Origin of the sequence: Pseudomonas sp. NPDC087626, assembly GCF_044743405.1 — a bacterium.
GTDB lineage: Bacteria > Pseudomonadota > Gammaproteobacteria > Pseudomonadales > Pseudomonadaceae > Aquipseudomonas.
In genome coordinates this window covers 1-13,291 of record NZ_JBIUWJ010000046.1, presented here as the reverse complement: position 1 = coordinate 13,291, position 13,291 = coordinate 1, and the positions used below count along the sequence as shown (strand labels likewise).

14 protein-coding genes are annotated in these 13,291 nt (G+C 62.3%); 6 read left to right on the top strand and 8 right to left on the bottom strand.

What is annotated here, in order from left to right; all coding sequences use genetic code 11:
- Positions 1-48: 48 nt before the first annotated feature.
- Positions 49-453 (bottom strand): PaaI family thioesterase, encoded by a 405-nt coding sequence (locus ACIOVD_RS25990; protein ID WP_095171413.1) that lies wholly within the window; start codon positions 451-453, stop codon positions 49-51.
- Between the two features lie 203 nt (positions 454-656).
- On the opposite strand from ACIOVD_RS25990, the gene ACIOVD_RS25985 reads away from it, so the two are divergent.
- From ACIOVD_RS25985 to ACIOVD_RS25965, 5 genes are all read left to right on the top strand, one after another.
- A complete protein-coding gene (locus tag ACIOVD_RS25985) occupies positions 657-2,333 on the top strand; it encodes an MFS transporter (RefSeq protein WP_401130998.1) in 1,677 nt (558 codons plus the stop codon).
- A gap of 148 nt (positions 2,334-2,481) precedes the next feature.
- Entirely contained in the window at positions 2,482-3,120 is a 639-nt protein-coding gene (locus ACIOVD_RS25980) for a cytochrome b/b6 domain-containing protein (RefSeq protein ID WP_159996757.1), read from the top strand.
- Entirely contained in the window at positions 3,117-3,908 is a 792-nt protein-coding gene (locus ACIOVD_RS25975; RefSeq protein ID WP_401130996.1) for a molybdopterin-dependent oxidoreductase, read from the top strand. Before ACIOVD_RS25980 ends, ACIOVD_RS25975 begins: the two co-directional genes overlap by 4 nt.
- Before the next feature lie 72 nt (positions 3,909-3,980).
- A complete protein-coding gene (locus tag ACIOVD_RS25970) occupies positions 3,981-4,277 on the top strand; it encodes a pentapeptide MXKDX repeat protein (protein ID WP_095171407.1) in 297 nt (98 codons plus the stop codon).
- Between the two features lie 157 nt (positions 4,278-4,434).
- The gene (locus tag ACIOVD_RS25965) at positions 4,435-4,788 is read left to right on the top strand and encodes a BON domain-containing protein (RefSeq protein WP_095171405.1); all 354 of its coding nucleotides are present in this window, start codon (positions 4,435-4,437) and stop codon (positions 4,786-4,788) included.
- A 58-nt stretch (positions 4,789-4,846) separates the two neighbouring features.
- Here the strand turns inward: ACIOVD_RS25965 and ACIOVD_RS25960 are convergent, their stop codons facing one another.
- The 7 genes from ACIOVD_RS25960 to ACIOVD_RS25930 form a co-directional block, all read right to left on the bottom strand.
- Positions 4,847-5,818, bottom strand: a complete 972-nt coding sequence (locus tag ACIOVD_RS25960) for an oligopeptide/dipeptide ABC transporter ATP-binding protein (protein ID WP_095171404.1) — start codon at positions 5,816-5,818, stop codon at positions 4,847-4,849.
- A complete protein-coding gene (locus ACIOVD_RS25955; RefSeq protein ID WP_401130993.1) occupies positions 5,818-6,807 on the bottom strand; it encodes an ABC transporter ATP-binding protein in 990 nt (329 codons plus the stop codon). The genes ACIOVD_RS25960 and ACIOVD_RS25955 overlap by 1 nt, the downstream gene beginning before the upstream one ends.
- 2 nt (positions 6,808-6,809) lie before the next feature.
- Positions 6,810-7,691, bottom strand: coding sequence for a D,D-dipeptide ABC transporter permease (gene ddpC / locus ACIOVD_RS25950; protein ID WP_159996747.1), 882 nt, complete (start codon positions 7,689-7,691; stop codon positions 6,810-6,812).
- Between the two features lies 1 nt (position 7,692).
- Positions 7,693-8,709, bottom strand: coding sequence for an ABC transporter permease (locus tag ACIOVD_RS25945; protein WP_095171400.1), 1,017 nt, complete (start codon positions 8,707-8,709; stop codon positions 7,693-7,695).
- A gap of 75 nt (positions 8,710-8,784) precedes the next feature.
- Complete coding sequence (locus ACIOVD_RS25940) at positions 8,785-10,365, bottom strand: ABC transporter substrate-binding protein (RefSeq protein ID WP_095171398.1); 1,581 nt, start codon at positions 10,363-10,365, stop codon at positions 8,785-8,787.
- Between the two features lie 160 nt (positions 10,366-10,525).
- Positions 10,526-11,062: a D-alanyl-D-alanine dipeptidase gene (gene ddpX, locus ACIOVD_RS25935; RefSeq protein ID WP_095171397.1), complete on the bottom strand. Its 537-nt coding sequence runs from the start codon at positions 11,060-11,062 to the stop codon at positions 10,526-10,528.
- Positions 11,063-11,099: 37 nt separating this feature from the next.
- Positions 11,100-11,960, bottom strand: a complete 861-nt coding sequence (locus ACIOVD_RS25930) for a MurR/RpiR family transcriptional regulator (protein WP_095171395.1) — start codon at positions 11,958-11,960, stop codon at positions 11,100-11,102.
- A 205-nt stretch (positions 11,961-12,165) separates the two neighbouring features.
- On the opposite strand from ACIOVD_RS25930, the gene ACIOVD_RS25925 reads away from it, so the two are divergent.
- Positions 12,166-13,161 (top strand): helix-turn-helix transcriptional regulator, encoded by a 996-nt coding sequence (locus ACIOVD_RS25925; protein WP_256585542.1) that lies wholly within the window; start codon positions 12,166-12,168, stop codon positions 13,159-13,161.
- Positions 13,162-13,291: the final 130 nt, after the last annotated feature.

The following is a 13,291-nucleotide window of genomic DNA, read 5'->3' as shown; positions in this document are numbered from 1 at the left end:
AGCTTTGTCGGGAAACTGTCAAAGACTGTGCAGCGGTCCGGCCAGTCCTCAGCCCGCTTCAACCGGCACCAGGATCGCATCCCCGGTGGCGACCAGTTTCAACTGTTCGCCGTTTTGGGCAAACAGTTCGGCGCGGGCGAACACCTGTTTTTTGCCGGCCTTGATCACCTTGCCCTTGGCGATGAATACCTCACCCACCGCCGGTGCCAGACAGTTCACCGAGAAGTGCGAGGCCAGCACGTTACCGGCCACCGTCCCGGCGGCAAAACCGCAGACGGTATCGAGCAGGGCGGCGATCATCCCGGCGTGCAGGAAGCCGGCATATTGCGCCATGTCGGCCTCGCGAAAGGCCATGCTTAGTTCCACCTCGCCGCTGTCGGCACGGGTGACTTGCAGGCCGGCCCAGCGGTTGAAAGCCGAACTTGAGTTGATCTGTTTGAGTGTGTTGAGCATGTCGAATCCCTCCGGGTGAAACTTCACCCTGCGCCAGGGCCAATTGAAAGTCATCGACGATAGAGCAGGGTGATAGGCACTCAGGAGGCTTGTGAATGCAGGCGAGTGGATATCTGGCGCAAGCCGATTATGCTTCAGGGAGGCCATCAGCCTGGATCCCCGCCAAGCGGCATGGACAGAGAGGCACTCCGGCCTAAACACCCATGCCGGCAATCGACAGCACCTCCACGGGCAGCGCGCCTCATCACGGAATCACCAAGGAGGAGCGCAAGGTCATTTTCGCCTCGTCCCTGGGGACGGTATTCGAGTGGTACGACTTCTATCTGTACGGTTCCCTCGCCGCGATCATCGCCAAGCACTTCTTTGCCGGGGTCAACGAGACCACCTCGTTCATCTTCGCGCTACTGGCCTTCGCCGCGGGCTTCGCGGTCCGGCCTTTCGGCGCCATTGTGTTTGGTCGCCTGGGCGACATGATCGGGCGCAAGCACACCTTCCTCATAACCATCGTGATCATGGGGGTCTCCACCGCCGTGGTGGGATTCCTGCCGGGCTACGCAACCATCGGCGTGGCGGCGCCGATCATCCTGATTACCCTGCGGCTCTTGCAAGGCCTGGCCCTGGGCGGTGAATACGGGGGGGCGGCGACCTACGTCGCCGAGCATGCACCCAAGGGCAAGCGCGGTTTTTTCACTTCCTGGATCCAGACCACCGCGACCCTCGGGCTGTTCCTCTCGCTGCTGGTGATCCTCGCCTGTCGCACCATCCTGGGCACCGAGGCATTCGAGGCCTGGGGCTGGCGGATTCCGTTCCTGCTGTCGATCCTGCTGTTGGTCATCTCGGTGTATATCCGCCTGCAGCTCAGCGAGTCGCCGGTGTTCCTCAAGATGAAAGCCGAAGGCAAAGCTTCCAAGGCGCCGCTGACCGAGTCTTTTGCCCGCTGGGATAACCTCAAGATTGTGATCATGGCGTTGCTCGGCGGCACCGCTGGCCAGGCTGTGGTCTGGTACACCGGGCAGTTCTATGCGTTGTTCTTCCTGTTGCAGACGCTGAAGATCGACCCGCAGACCGCCAACCTGCTGATTGCCGGTTCCCTGCTGATCGGCACGCCGTTTTTTGTGATCTTCGGCAGTCTCTCCGATCGCATCGGCCGCAAGGGCATCATCATGGCCGGCTGCATCCTGGCGGCGCTGACCTACTTCCCGATCTTCCATGCGCTGACCCAGTACGGTAACCCCGACGTATTCATCGCCCAGGAGAAAAACCCGGTCACGGTGGTCGCCGATCCCGCGCAGTGTTCGTTCCAGTTCGACCCGGTGGGCAAGGCCAAATTCACCAGCTCCTGCGACTTGGCCAAGACCGTGCTGGCGAAGCGGGCGATCCCCTACAAGAACGAGAAGGCCGAACCTGGCACCGTGGCCCAGGTGCGTATCGGTGACCAGGTGATCCCCAGTTTCGAGGGCACCGGCATGCCGGCCACCGACTTCAAGACGCGCAACGATGCGTTCGTCGCCTCCCTCGGCAGCGGCCTCAAGGACGCCGGATATCCCGAGAAGGCCGACCCGGCGAAGACCAACTACCCAATGGTGCTGCTGCTCCTGACCATCCTGGTGATCTATGTGACCATGGTCTACGGGCCCATCGCCGCCTGGCTGGTGGAGTTGTTCCCGGCGCGCATCCGCTACACCTCGATGTCGCTGCCGTACCACATCGGCAATGGCTGGTTCGGAGGATTCCTGCCGACGGTCGCGTTCGCCATGGTGGCGGCCACGGGGGATATCTACTACGGGCTCTGGTACCCCATCGTCATCGCGATGATGACGGCCATCCTGGGCATCTTCTTCATGCCGGAAACCAAGGACCGGGATATTCATCACACCTGAGGCTGGGGCCCATCCCGGGGTCTTCGTCCAGTAGGCGAAACCTCGGGAACCCGCTTTGCAGTTATCACATTAAGTTGAACTTTCCGTGAGGATTTAGCGATCTATTGGTCGGCATACTCCCTGACAAATCCAACGTCAGGAACTGATCATGTCAGTGCTGCCCACCCCTCTCCGCGCTCCTGTCGAGCATCCGTATGCCAGCCATCCGCGCTGGCTGCGGCTGACCCATTGGCTCAATGCCCTGGCCGTGCTGATCATGGTGACCAGCGGCTGGCGCATCTATAACGCCTCCCCTCTGTATGACTTCAGTTTCCCCCTGGCGATCACCCTCGGTGGCTGGCTGGGCGGCGCCTTGCAGTGGCATTTTGCGGCGATGTGGCTGCTGTTGTTCAACGGCATTGCCTACCTGCTGATCAACCTTGCCAGTGGTCGCCTGTCACGGCAGTTTTTTCCCTTGTCGGCCAAGGGCGTGGCACAGGACCTGTGGGCCGCGTTGAGGGGTCGCCTGGGGCATGCCGACCTAAGCCGCTACAACCAGGTGCAACGGCTGGCCTACCTGTTCGTGATGCTCGACATCGCGGTGCTGGTGGTCTCCGGCCTGGTGCTCTGGAAGTCGGTGCAGTTCGCCACGTTGCGCGAGCTGCTGGGGGGCTACGAAGCCGCCCGGCATGTGCATTTCGTGGCGATGGCGCTGATGGTGGGATTCGTTGCGGTCCATCTGCTGATGGTCGCCGTGGTGCCTAAAACACTCTGGGCGATGATCGTCGGCCGCAAGGAGCGCACATGAACAAGCACACGCAAGGTCCACAACTGGATGAGTCCTCCATTCTGACCGATGCCAGGAAAATCCTCGCGCCACAGCTGCAAGTCGAGGACCGCTCGCGTCGCTCGTTCCTGCTCAGGGGCCTGACCCTGGGGGGTGTGGCGATGTTGTCCGGTTGCAGCCTGACCGACAACGACAGTGTCGAAACCGCGCTGTCAGCGATGTCGCGGTTCAATGATCGGGTGCAGGGCTGGCTGTTCGACCCCAACGCACTGGCGCCGACTTATCCGCAATCGATGATTACCCGGCCGTTCCCCTTCAATGCCTTCTACGGCATCGACCAGGTGCCGGTGGTCGAAGAAGCCGAGTATCGCCTGGAAGTCACCGGCCTGGTGGCGGACCGGCGCAGTTGGCGCCTCGATGAATTGCGCGCCATGGCGCAGTCCGAGCAGATCACCCGGCATATCTGCGTGGAAGGCTGGAGTGCAATTGGCCGTTGGGGCGGGGTGCGCTTCAGCGATTTCCTCAAGCGGATCGGTGCCGACACCGACGCCAAGTATGTCGGCTTCAAATGCGCCGACGACTACTACACCAGTATCGACATGGCCACCGCCCTGCATACGCAAACCTTGCTGGCCCTGACCTATGACGGCGAAGTACTGCCGCGCCGCTATGGCTTTCCGATGAAGCTGCGCATGCCGACCAAGCTGGGCTACAAGAACCCCAAACACATCCAGGCGATATTCGTCAGCAATACCTACAGCGGTGGCTACTGGGAAGACCAGGGCTACAACTGGTTCGGTGGTAGCTGACGGGCGCCGAGAATTTCTACGGCGCGGCACTCGCTGCGTCGATTCGCAACCTGAGCTTCAAGGAGTTACACCATGAACAAGATCACCACTGCAGTCCTGTCCATGTGCCTGGCACTAGGCGCCGCCAGCGTGTATGCCGCTGACACCATGTCCAAAGATGCGATGAGCAAAGACGCCATGAGCAAGGACTCGATGTCCAAAGATGCGATGAGCAAAGACGCCATGAGCAAGGACTCGATGTCCAAGGATGCGATGAGCAAAGACGCCATGAGCAAGGACTCGATGTCCAAGGATGCGATGAGCAAAGACGGCATGAGCAAGGGCTCGATGTCCAAGGACGCCATGAAAAAAGACGCCATGGCGCAGTAATATCCACCCCGGCAGATCCCATGGGCCGCCTTCCTGGCGGCCTTCTTGCGTGGCCAATCGGCACCGCGCGCCAGGCACTATAATTAACCTGTGTTGTGGCGCGTATTGCCCGGCGAACCCGCTGGCCATACGACGGCTCACAACAGAGGGTTCTGCCATGAAAAATCATTCCTTGCAGCATTTGTCCCACGACCTGGGCATGGCCGTTCACGACACGTGGACCACCACCCGGGTGAAATCCGCCCTGGCCTTCGCCGATAAGACGTTGAGCCTGAATGTCCACGTCAAGACTCATGCCGGCACAGTGGCCTTGAGCGGCAGGGTGCTGACCCATCGCCAGTGTGAACAGGCCATTGAACTGGCCCGGGGCGTGCCCGGGGTCATGGAAGTCGATGCCCGGGAACTGCTGACTAACGTGTTCATGCCGGGCAGCAACATGGAGGCGCCCGACGCCGAGGAGCGCCACGAGTACCGCTCGCCGTTGTCGGGCAAGAAGGACGATGAGCCTTAGCTGACCCGCAACCCAGCCGTAGCAGCCGGGGAGTGGCTCCCCGGCTGGCCCAGCCCGATCACAGCTGGACGTGACACCTGACTCGCTGCTGCTCATCCCCACGCATCACCTGTGGTTGTTCACAACCGTGGGTGCTGAAGCTGCAGCGCTCACGGAAAAAACAGCCTGTGGGCAGTTGCCGGTTACCGGGGAGCTCGGTTGGCGCGGCGACCTGTTCGGCATGCAGGGCAACCCCCAGGCGCGGTACTGCTTCGAACAGCAGGCGGGTGTAGGGATGGCGCGGTTCTTCGAGGACCTGGGCGGCGCTGCCCAGTTCGACAATCTGTCCCAGGTACATCACCGCCACACGGTCGGCCATGTGTCGCACCACCGAGACGTTGTGCGAAATTAATATGTACGTCAGGTTGCGGGCCCGTTGCAATTCGGCCAGCAGGTTGAGGATCTGCGCCTGCACCGAGATATCCAGGGCCGAGGTCGGCTCGTCGAGGACGATGATGTCCGGGTCCGAGGACAGGGCCCTGGCGATGGCGATCCGTTGCCGCTGGCCACCGGAAAACTGGTGGGCAAACCGGTCCAGGTACTCCGGGCGGATCCCCACCTGCGCCGCAACCTTGGCCGCGATCTCGCGCATTTCGCTGCGGTTGCGGTGGCCGCGGGCGTACAGCGGTTCGGTGATGATCCTCCAGATCGGCAGGCGCGGATCAAGGGACGATTGCGGATCCTGGAACACGATCTGCACGTTGCTGCTGCCCGGTCCCTTGCTGCCAGCGGCCCAGTTCAGCTCACCGCTGCTGGGCGCGAGCAGGCCCATCAGCAACTGGGCCAAAGTGCTTTTGCCGCAGCCGGACTCGCCGACGATACCCAGGGTTTCCCCGGCCCGCACCTGCAGGTCAATGCCGTTGAGGGCGTGGGCGTAACCCCGTGGTCGCCCCAGCCAGTCGTTGCTCACCGGGAAGCGCACACGCACGTCCGTGAGCCGCAGGATCTCGGCAGCGGATTCGCTAACGGGGTGAATCAGCGCACTGTTCATCACGCAAACTCCTTGAGCGGCAACCAGCACGCGCTTTGGCGTTGCTCATTACCCTGGATGGGGGTCAGGACCGGACGCTTGCCACACACTGGCATGCTGTGCGGGCAGCGTTCTTCGAAAGTGCAGCCCACGGGCAGGGAGGCCAGGTTGGGCACTTGCCCGGGAATGGTCATCAGCGGCTGACCCGGCTCGACCATTTCCGGCAGGCCGCTGAGCAACCCCTGGGTGTAAGGGTGTTGGGGGTTGCCCATGACTTCGGCGGTGCTGCCTTGCTCGACCACGGCGCCGGTGTACATCACGTAGACCCGGTCGCAGAACTGCGAGACCAGCGCCATGTCGTGGGTGATCAGCAAGATCGCCGTGCCTTTTTGCCGGGCCTTCTCGCGTAGCAGCAACAGCACCTGGCGTTGCACCGTGACGTCGAGGGCGGTGGTCGGCTCGTCGGCGATCAGCAATTGTGGTTCGCAGGAAAACGCCAGGGCGATCATCACCCGTTGGCGCATGCCGCCGGACAGCTCGAAGGGATAGCTTTCCAGCACTTGTTCAGGGCTGGCGATGTGCATGTCGCGCAGCAAGGCAATGGCCTTGGTGCGCGCCTCGGCGGCACTGATCTTCTGGTGGTGGATGATCACGTCGAGCATCTGCCGGCCGATGCGCCGGGTCGGGTTGAGCGCGGTCATCGGCTCCTGGAAAATCATCGCCGCATCGCGACCGCGAATCTGCAGCAAGTCTTTTTCCGGGGCGGCGAGCATGTCGCGGTTGAGCATGTGCAGGCTGCCACCGGTCACGCGATAACTGCGCTCGGGCAGCAGGCGCATGCTGAGCATCGCGGTCACCGACTTGCCCGAGCCGGACTCGCCGACCACGCCGACTATTTCCCCCGGATTGACGTGCAGCGAGACGCCGTTCAACGCCTTGACGTTGTTCTTGTAGGCCGGGAATTCCAGGCTCAGGTTTTTGATGGCCAATACAGGCGTAGCAGTGTGCATGGTCATTTCCCCTGTTGCCGTGGGTCGAGCAGATCGCGCACGCCATCGCCCAGCAAATTGAAACCGGTGGCGGTGATCAGGATCGCCAGCCCCGGGAAGGTCGAGTACCACCAGTTGTCCAGGATGTAGTTGCGCCCGGTGGCGACCATGGCGCCCCATTCGGCGGTGGGTTGTTGTGCGCCCAGGCCGATGAAGCCCAGGGCCGATGCCATGAGGATCGCGCTGCCGATATCCAGGCTCAATTGCACCAGCAAAGGGGGCATGGCATTGCGTGCGACGTGCCAGTGCACCATGTGCCAACGCCCGGCGCCGAAGGTTTCGGCAGCCTTGACGTAGCCCATCTGGCGGATGCTCAGGGCCTGGCCGCGGGCCAGGCGCACATAGGACGGAATCCGTACCAGGGTAATTGCCAACATGGCATTGAACAGGCTGGCGCCCAGCGCGGCGGCCAGGGCCATGATCAGCACCAGCGACGGCACCGACAGCATGATGTCCATCAGGCGCATGGTCAGGGCATCGAAGCGCCCGCCGATCACTCCGGAAAAACAGCCCAGCAAGCCGCCAATCAAGCACGAGGCAAAGGCCACGAACAGGCCGACGCCCACTGATTGCTGGCTGCCGTACAGGACTCGGCTGAACAGGTCGCGGCCGACTTCGTCGGTACCGAACCAGTGCTCGGCCGACGGCGGTGCCAGGCGCTCGGCGAGGTTCAGTGCGTTGGGATCATGGCTGGCCAGCCAGGGCGCAAAGATCATGCACAGCAGGACCATCAGGGTGATTGCCAGGCCGGCCATGGTCAGCGGGCTGCGGCGGATCTGGTAGGCCAGGTAGGCGAGTTTTTCGCGCCAGCGCGGACCACGCGCGGCCGTCAGGGTCAGGGACATTTCAATTCACCTCGCCAATGCGTGGATCGATCACGCGGTACAGAAGATCGATGGCCATGTTCAGCAGTACATAGATAAACGACACCAGGATCGCGAAGCCCATCACTGCCGGGAAGTCCAGGGACTGGATCGACTTGACCACATAGGCGCCCATGCCGGGCCAGGCGAACACGGTTTCGGTCAGCACCGCGCCATACAGCAAGTCGCCCAGGGTCAGCCCCAGCACCGTCACCGAAGGGATCAGCGCATTGGGCAGCGCATGGCGCAGGATCACTGTCCAGCGTGACAGGCCATAAGCCCGGGCTGTGCGAATGTAGTCTTCGCCGAGTTGGTCGAGCATCGCCGAGCGGATCTGCCGGGCGACCACGCCCAGGGTCACGAAGCCCAGGGTCGCGGCCGGCAGGATCAGGTGTTCCAGGGCGTCGAGAAACAGCCCGCCGTCACCGGCCAGCAGGGCGTCGATCAGGTAGAACCCGGTGAAGGTCGGCGGCGGTGCCACGCCTTCGGACAAGCGGCCGCCGCCGGGCAACCAGCCCAGGTGGCCGTAGAACAGCACTATGGCCCCCAGGCCCAGCCAGAAGGCCGGTGTGGAAATGCCAGTGACCGCCAGGGTCCGCGCGATCTGGTCGATCGCCCGGTTGTGATAGACCGCCGACAGCACGCCCAGGGGCACGCCCACCAGGATCGCCAGGAACAGCGCCACCAGGGCCAGCTCCAGCGTGGCAGGGAAGAATGCCTGCAAGTCTTCCAGCACTGGACGGTTGGTGCGGATCGACGTCCCGAGGTCGCCGTGCAACAGGTCCATCAGGTAGCGGCCGTATTGTTGGTACAGCGGCAGGTCCAGCCCCAACTGGTGACGAATGCCCGCCACCAGCGCATCGCTGGCCCGGTCGCCGGCGATCAACCGGGCGGGATCTCCGGGGATCAAGTGGGAAATTGCAAAGGTAATCAGCGAAACGCCGAACACGACCAACACCAGGCCGAACAGGCGCTTGCGCAACAGAGTCAGGAAGGCCATTTGGCACCTCAGTCACAGCAACGACAAAATTCAACAGCCGCGCCAGCCATTGCTGGCTGGCGCGAGGGAGCGGGTTTACTTGCTCATGCTGCCAAGGTTGAACACCTGTTCCAGCATCGGGTTGAACACGTAGCCCTTGACCGAATCACGCATCGGCAGGGTGTAGCTCTTCTGATAGAGGTAGGCGTAGACGCTGTCCTTGAGCACCATTTTTTGCGCGTTCTGGTACAGCTCGACGCGCTTGGCCGTGTCGCTGGTGGTGGCGGCCTCGCGGATCAGGGTGTCGACCTGGGGGTTGCTGTAGAACGAACGGTTGCCTTGCAGGCCCTGCATCTTGGAGTCGAACCAGAAGTTCATGAACATGTAGGGGTCGGCGAAGTCCGGGCTCCAGGTGCCCACGGCGATGTCGTAGTCGGCCTGGCCAACGCGTTCACGCAGGGTGGCGTTGGCGGTTTTTTCCAGCTTGAGGTTGATGCCCAACGGCGCCAGGGCCGCTTGCAGGGTCAGGCCGATCGGCTCCCAGTTGGCGTCCTTGTCCGAGTACATGTAGCTCAGGTTGGTGATCTTCTGCGGTGCCTTGGCCAGGCTCTCCTTGGCGGCTGCCATGTCTTGCTTCATCTCGGGCAGGGAGCTGTCGTAGGCCCACATGCCATCCGGGATCGGCCCGTTCAGCAGCTTGGCCTTGTCCTTGAGAATGCCCTTGACGATGCCGTTGTAGTCCACTGCTTCGGTAATCGCCCGGCGAGCGTCGACGCTGGTCAGCGGGCCTTTCTTGTTGTTCAGGTACAGGTAGGTGACCCGCAGCGACGGGAACTCCTTGACCACCACGCCCGGCTTGCTGGCGAGAGCGCCCAACTGGTCTTCGGGCATGTCCTCGATGATGTCCAGGTCACCGCGTTCCAGTTGCAGGCGGCGCACCGACGGCTCGGCGATGATCTTCAGCACCACGGTTTTCAGCGCAGGTTTGGGCCCGGCAAAGTGCGGGTTGGGCTCCATGGTCAGCGACTGGCCTTTCTGCCAGTTGCTCAGGCGGTACGGGCCGGAACCTGCGGTGTGGCTGGACAGCCAGGCGTTGGTTTCCGCGCCTTTGCTGGCCACGGCCGGGTTGACGATCGAAGCGCCGTTGTGGGCCAGGGTGAACAGGAACGGGGCGAACGGCGTCTTGAGCGTGAAACGAATAGTCTGTGGGTCGATCACGGCGACCACCATGTCTTCCGGGAACGCACCGGACGGCCCTTGCTTGAGGGTCATCAGGCGGTCGAAGGAAAACTTCACGGCGGCGGCGTCCACACTGGCGCCGTCATCGAACTTGTTGCCGGGCTTGATCTTGAATTCCCAGACCAGGTTGTCCGGGGAAACGGTCCAGCTTTCAGCCAGGTCGCCCTGGACTTCGGTGCTGCTCTTGTCACCCTCGATCTTGTAGCCCACCAGGCGCTGGTAGGACGGGTAGGTGATGGTCCAGTCGTTGTTGTCGAAGGTCACGGCCGGGTCGAGGGTCTGCGGGTCGGCGGGTTTGCCGATGACCAGTGTGTCCTGGGCGACGGCAGCGCTGGCGGCTTGCCAGGCGCCGAGGCTCAGCGCGCTGCACAGGACGCTCAGCAGCAGTTTGCCGACGCCGGGGAAAGGTTTGCGGGTCACGGTGGTGATTAGGGTCATGCCGGTTTCCTTGATCATTCGATGTATGGAAGTACGTCAGGTTTGTTTTTATAAAATCTATAACCGGGCAGTAGCAGGTGAAGCAGGGTGGAGCGTTTTGTTGTTGTAGGTCGCGGCAGAAACTCTGCGGTTTCTTCGGTACGTCTTGGCCGGGGGCGGTTCATTCCTCCAGCAGGGGGTAGTCGTCGGCATTCGGCAGTTCGAAATGCCACCACTCGGTGGCGATGGCCTGGAAGCCGGCGCCGAGCATGATCCCCAGCAGCAGCAGGCGATTGCGCTGCACGCTCGCTGGCAGGTCGGGATAAAACTGATGGGACTTTTCTTCCATCGCGTCGAAGGCCGTGCCCATGTCCAGCGGTGTGCCATCGCTGTCCACCAGGGTCAGGTCGACGGCCACGCCGCGGCTGTGGTGCGAGCCCAGGTGGGGATCACGCACGTAGTCGTTGTTGGGCAAGGCTTCCCATAACAGGTACTGGGCATACGGCGGGCGGTAGGCGTCATAGATGCGCAGGGTGTAGCCGGCCAGGCGCGCCAGTTGGCTGGCCTTGTCCAGGCACTCGGCGGCTGCGGCGTGCAACAGGCAGCGCGCCGTCGGGTAGATCACTTTTCCAGCCAGGTTGTCGGCACTGGCGTAGATCAGATCGATTTGCACCTGATAACGCTGGGCGTCAATTTCTACAAGGGGGCTGTGGCTCACGCAAACACTCCAGTTGGGATTCAGTGGGGCGGGGGGATCAGCCTTCGAACTGGCCGAAGGCTTTTTGCAATTGACGGTTCCTGGCCAGGCGTTCATCGAGGCGCTCGCCGTATTTCTCCGCGACGGCCGAAACCACCAGGTTCAACAGGCACGCCAGGGGCGCCGGGGAGTCCCAGAACTGCCCGACATCGGTTTTCAGCTGCAACAGGTCAAGGGGATAGTCACGGGCCCAGGGGCATTGCAGGTCGGTGATCAGCGCCAGCGGCAGGTCGTTGTCGATCGCCGCGTCGCAGAAGGTCTGGGTCACGCTGGAGTACGCGCGAAAGTCGGCAATGATGGCGTACGGGTTGGCGAAGCCGGAGTTCAGGGTTTCGGCATAGATGCCCGACAGGCCATCGACGTAGTAGACCTTGGGGCGAATGTATTCCAGGTGACTGTGGAAGGCCGTGAGAATCCCGCGTGTGGACTGGATCCCGAGAATGAACACCGCATCGGCTTCGTAGATGCGCTGCACGATCTGGGCAAAGGTCTCGCTGCGCGCCAGGGCGTAGACCATCTGGATCGCTTCGATCTCGCGATGTTGGGAGCGCTCCAGGGCGTCGTCGGCGTTGGTTTCGGCACGGAAGGCGGCAATCCGGTCGGTGATCAGCCAGGAAGTGGGCGCCTCGCCGCGCAGGCTCTGTTTGACCTCATCGATATTCTGGTAGCCCAGGGAGCGCAAGAACCGCCCCACGGAAATCCCGGTGGTGGAGGTCTGCTGGGCGATGCTGTCGGCCGACTCGAAGGGCAATTGCTCGGGGTTGCCGAGCAGGTAACTGGCGATGCGCTTGCCGGTCGGGGTCAGGCTGGAGAACTTGTGTTCCAGCAACTGCAGAAAACTGTTCTTTTCCATGGACATAGGGGCGCGCCAGGTACGGGATTGTTATATGTGTGTCATTTATTGTGACCGTGTTATGAACATAACATTCGTTATCGAGGGAACACAACGCCTTTTTACTCAGTGCGCCAATGACCCGGTTTGCCGGCTGGACGCTGTTGCGTCGCCTGTGGCATGGTCCAGCGCTCAGGTACGTCAGGCTTGTTCAGTAGTCGGGGTTGTCGTGATGGTTGCGGGTGAGTTGTGCGCTGCACAGATGTCGATGGCCACGCTCGAGGCATTTAATGGTTGCCTGCTCCAGCTGGCGCGGGTTGCGCGGGAGCGGGGCGGTTCGCACTTCATTGCCGAAGGCTTGCAGGCCTTCCGCCAATTGGTGCCGTTTGCCTCGGGTTGGTGGGGTGAGATGTCGGCCTCCCATGCCAGCGCGCCGCCGCAAAGCTGGATGCACGGGCGTATCGACCTGCCGGAGTCCTTTGTCGAGGAGTGGAGCCAGGTGGCGGAACTGGACTGCTTCGCCAATGACACCTTTACCCGCCTGGGGCAGGTGATGCGCGACAGCGAGTTCACCGACCCCAGCGAGGAAGTGAACGACTTCGCCCGCCGGCATGATCTCTATCACCTGATGAGCATCACTTTCGAATTGCCTGAAAGCGGCCTGTACTTTTTTGTCTGCCTGTACCGGGGCGTCGACGACGCGACTTTCAATGAGTGCGAGGCCGGGTTGTTCCAGGCCTTCTGTGATCACTTGTTGCAGCTGTGGCGATTCCAGGTGCAGGACATGATCCGCCTCGACACCGGTAATGGCGCCAGCGATTTTGGCGTGGCGCGCATGGACGGCAGCCTGCTGTATGTGGGCGCGCAGTTATGCGCCGCGATTGGCCGCGAAGTGCCGGGGTGGAACGGCTCGATCCTGCCGCCTCAGGTCATCGCCCAACTGGCCAAGGTCCCCTGCGTGATGCGCCTGGGCCGCTGCGCCCTGACCCTGAGCCCGAATGCCGAGCATGTGATCCTGTCCCTCGAAGCGCCACCGCGCGGGGTGGTCCTGGCCCCCCGCGAACGCACGGCGGCCATGCTGTTTGCCGCGGGTCACTCGTACAAGGAAATCGCCAGGATCCTCGCCCTGAGCCCCGCCACCGTGCGCACCTACCTGCGCAATTGCTACGTGCAGTTGGGGGTCAAGAGCAAGGTCGAACTGGGCTCGGCGTTGCGCTCCAACAGCTGACACGCAGCAAAGTACATATCCATTTCTTCGGTAACGGCCTCCTATGGTTCCGCCTGACGGCGGCTCACTTTTGAACAGCGCAAAAGTAAGCAAAACGCTTTTACCCCACCACTCGGTGCCTCGCTTAGGC

Bases quoted from the DNA above. Each gene is read 5' to 3' on its own strand.
- ACIOVD_RS25990 (WP_095171413.1), bottom strand. From the start codon at position 453: ATGCTCAACACACTCAAACAGATCAACTCAAGTTCGGCTTTCAACCGC.
- ACIOVD_RS25985 (WP_401130998.1), top strand. From the start codon at position 657: ATGCCGGCAATCGACAGCACCTCCACGGGCAGCGCGCCTCATCACGGA.
- ACIOVD_RS25980 (WP_159996757.1), top strand. From the start codon at position 2,482: ATGTCAGTGCTGCCCACCCCTCTCCGCGCTCCTGTCGAGCATCCGTAT.
- ACIOVD_RS25975 (WP_401130996.1), top strand. From the start codon at position 3,117: ATGAACAAGCACACGCAAGGTCCACAACTGGATGAGTCCTCCATTCTG.
- ACIOVD_RS25970 (WP_095171407.1), top strand. From the start codon at position 3,981: ATGAACAAGATCACCACTGCAGTCCTGTCCATGTGCCTGGCACTAGGC.
- ACIOVD_RS25965 (WP_095171405.1), top strand. From the start codon at position 4,435: ATGAAAAATCATTCCTTGCAGCATTTGTCCCACGACCTGGGCATGGCC.
- ACIOVD_RS25960 (WP_095171404.1), bottom strand. From the start codon at position 5,818: ATGAACAGTGCGCTGATTCACCCCGTTAGCGAATCCGCTGCCGAGATC.
- ACIOVD_RS25955 (WP_401130993.1), bottom strand. From the start codon at position 6,807: ATGCACACTGCTACGCCTGTATTGGCCATCAAAAACCTGAGCCTGGAA.
- ddpC (WP_159996747.1), bottom strand. From the start codon at position 7,691: ATGTCCCTGACCCTGACGGCCGCGCGTGGTCCGCGCTGGCGCGAAAAA.
- ACIOVD_RS25945 (WP_095171400.1), bottom strand. From the start codon at position 8,709: ATGGCCTTCCTGACTCTGTTGCGCAAGCGCCTGTTCGGCCTGGTGTTG.
- ACIOVD_RS25940 (WP_095171398.1), bottom strand. From the start codon at position 10,365: ATGACCCTAATCACCACCGTGACCCGCAAACCTTTCCCCGGCGTCGGC.
- ACIOVD_RS25930 (WP_095171395.1), bottom strand. From the start codon at position 11,960: ATGTCCATGGAAAAGAACAGTTTTCTGCAGTTGCTGGAACACAAGTTC.
- ACIOVD_RS25925 (WP_256585542.1), top strand. From the start codon at position 12,166: ATGGTTGCGGGTGAGTTGTGCGCTGCACAGATGTCGATGGCCACGCTC.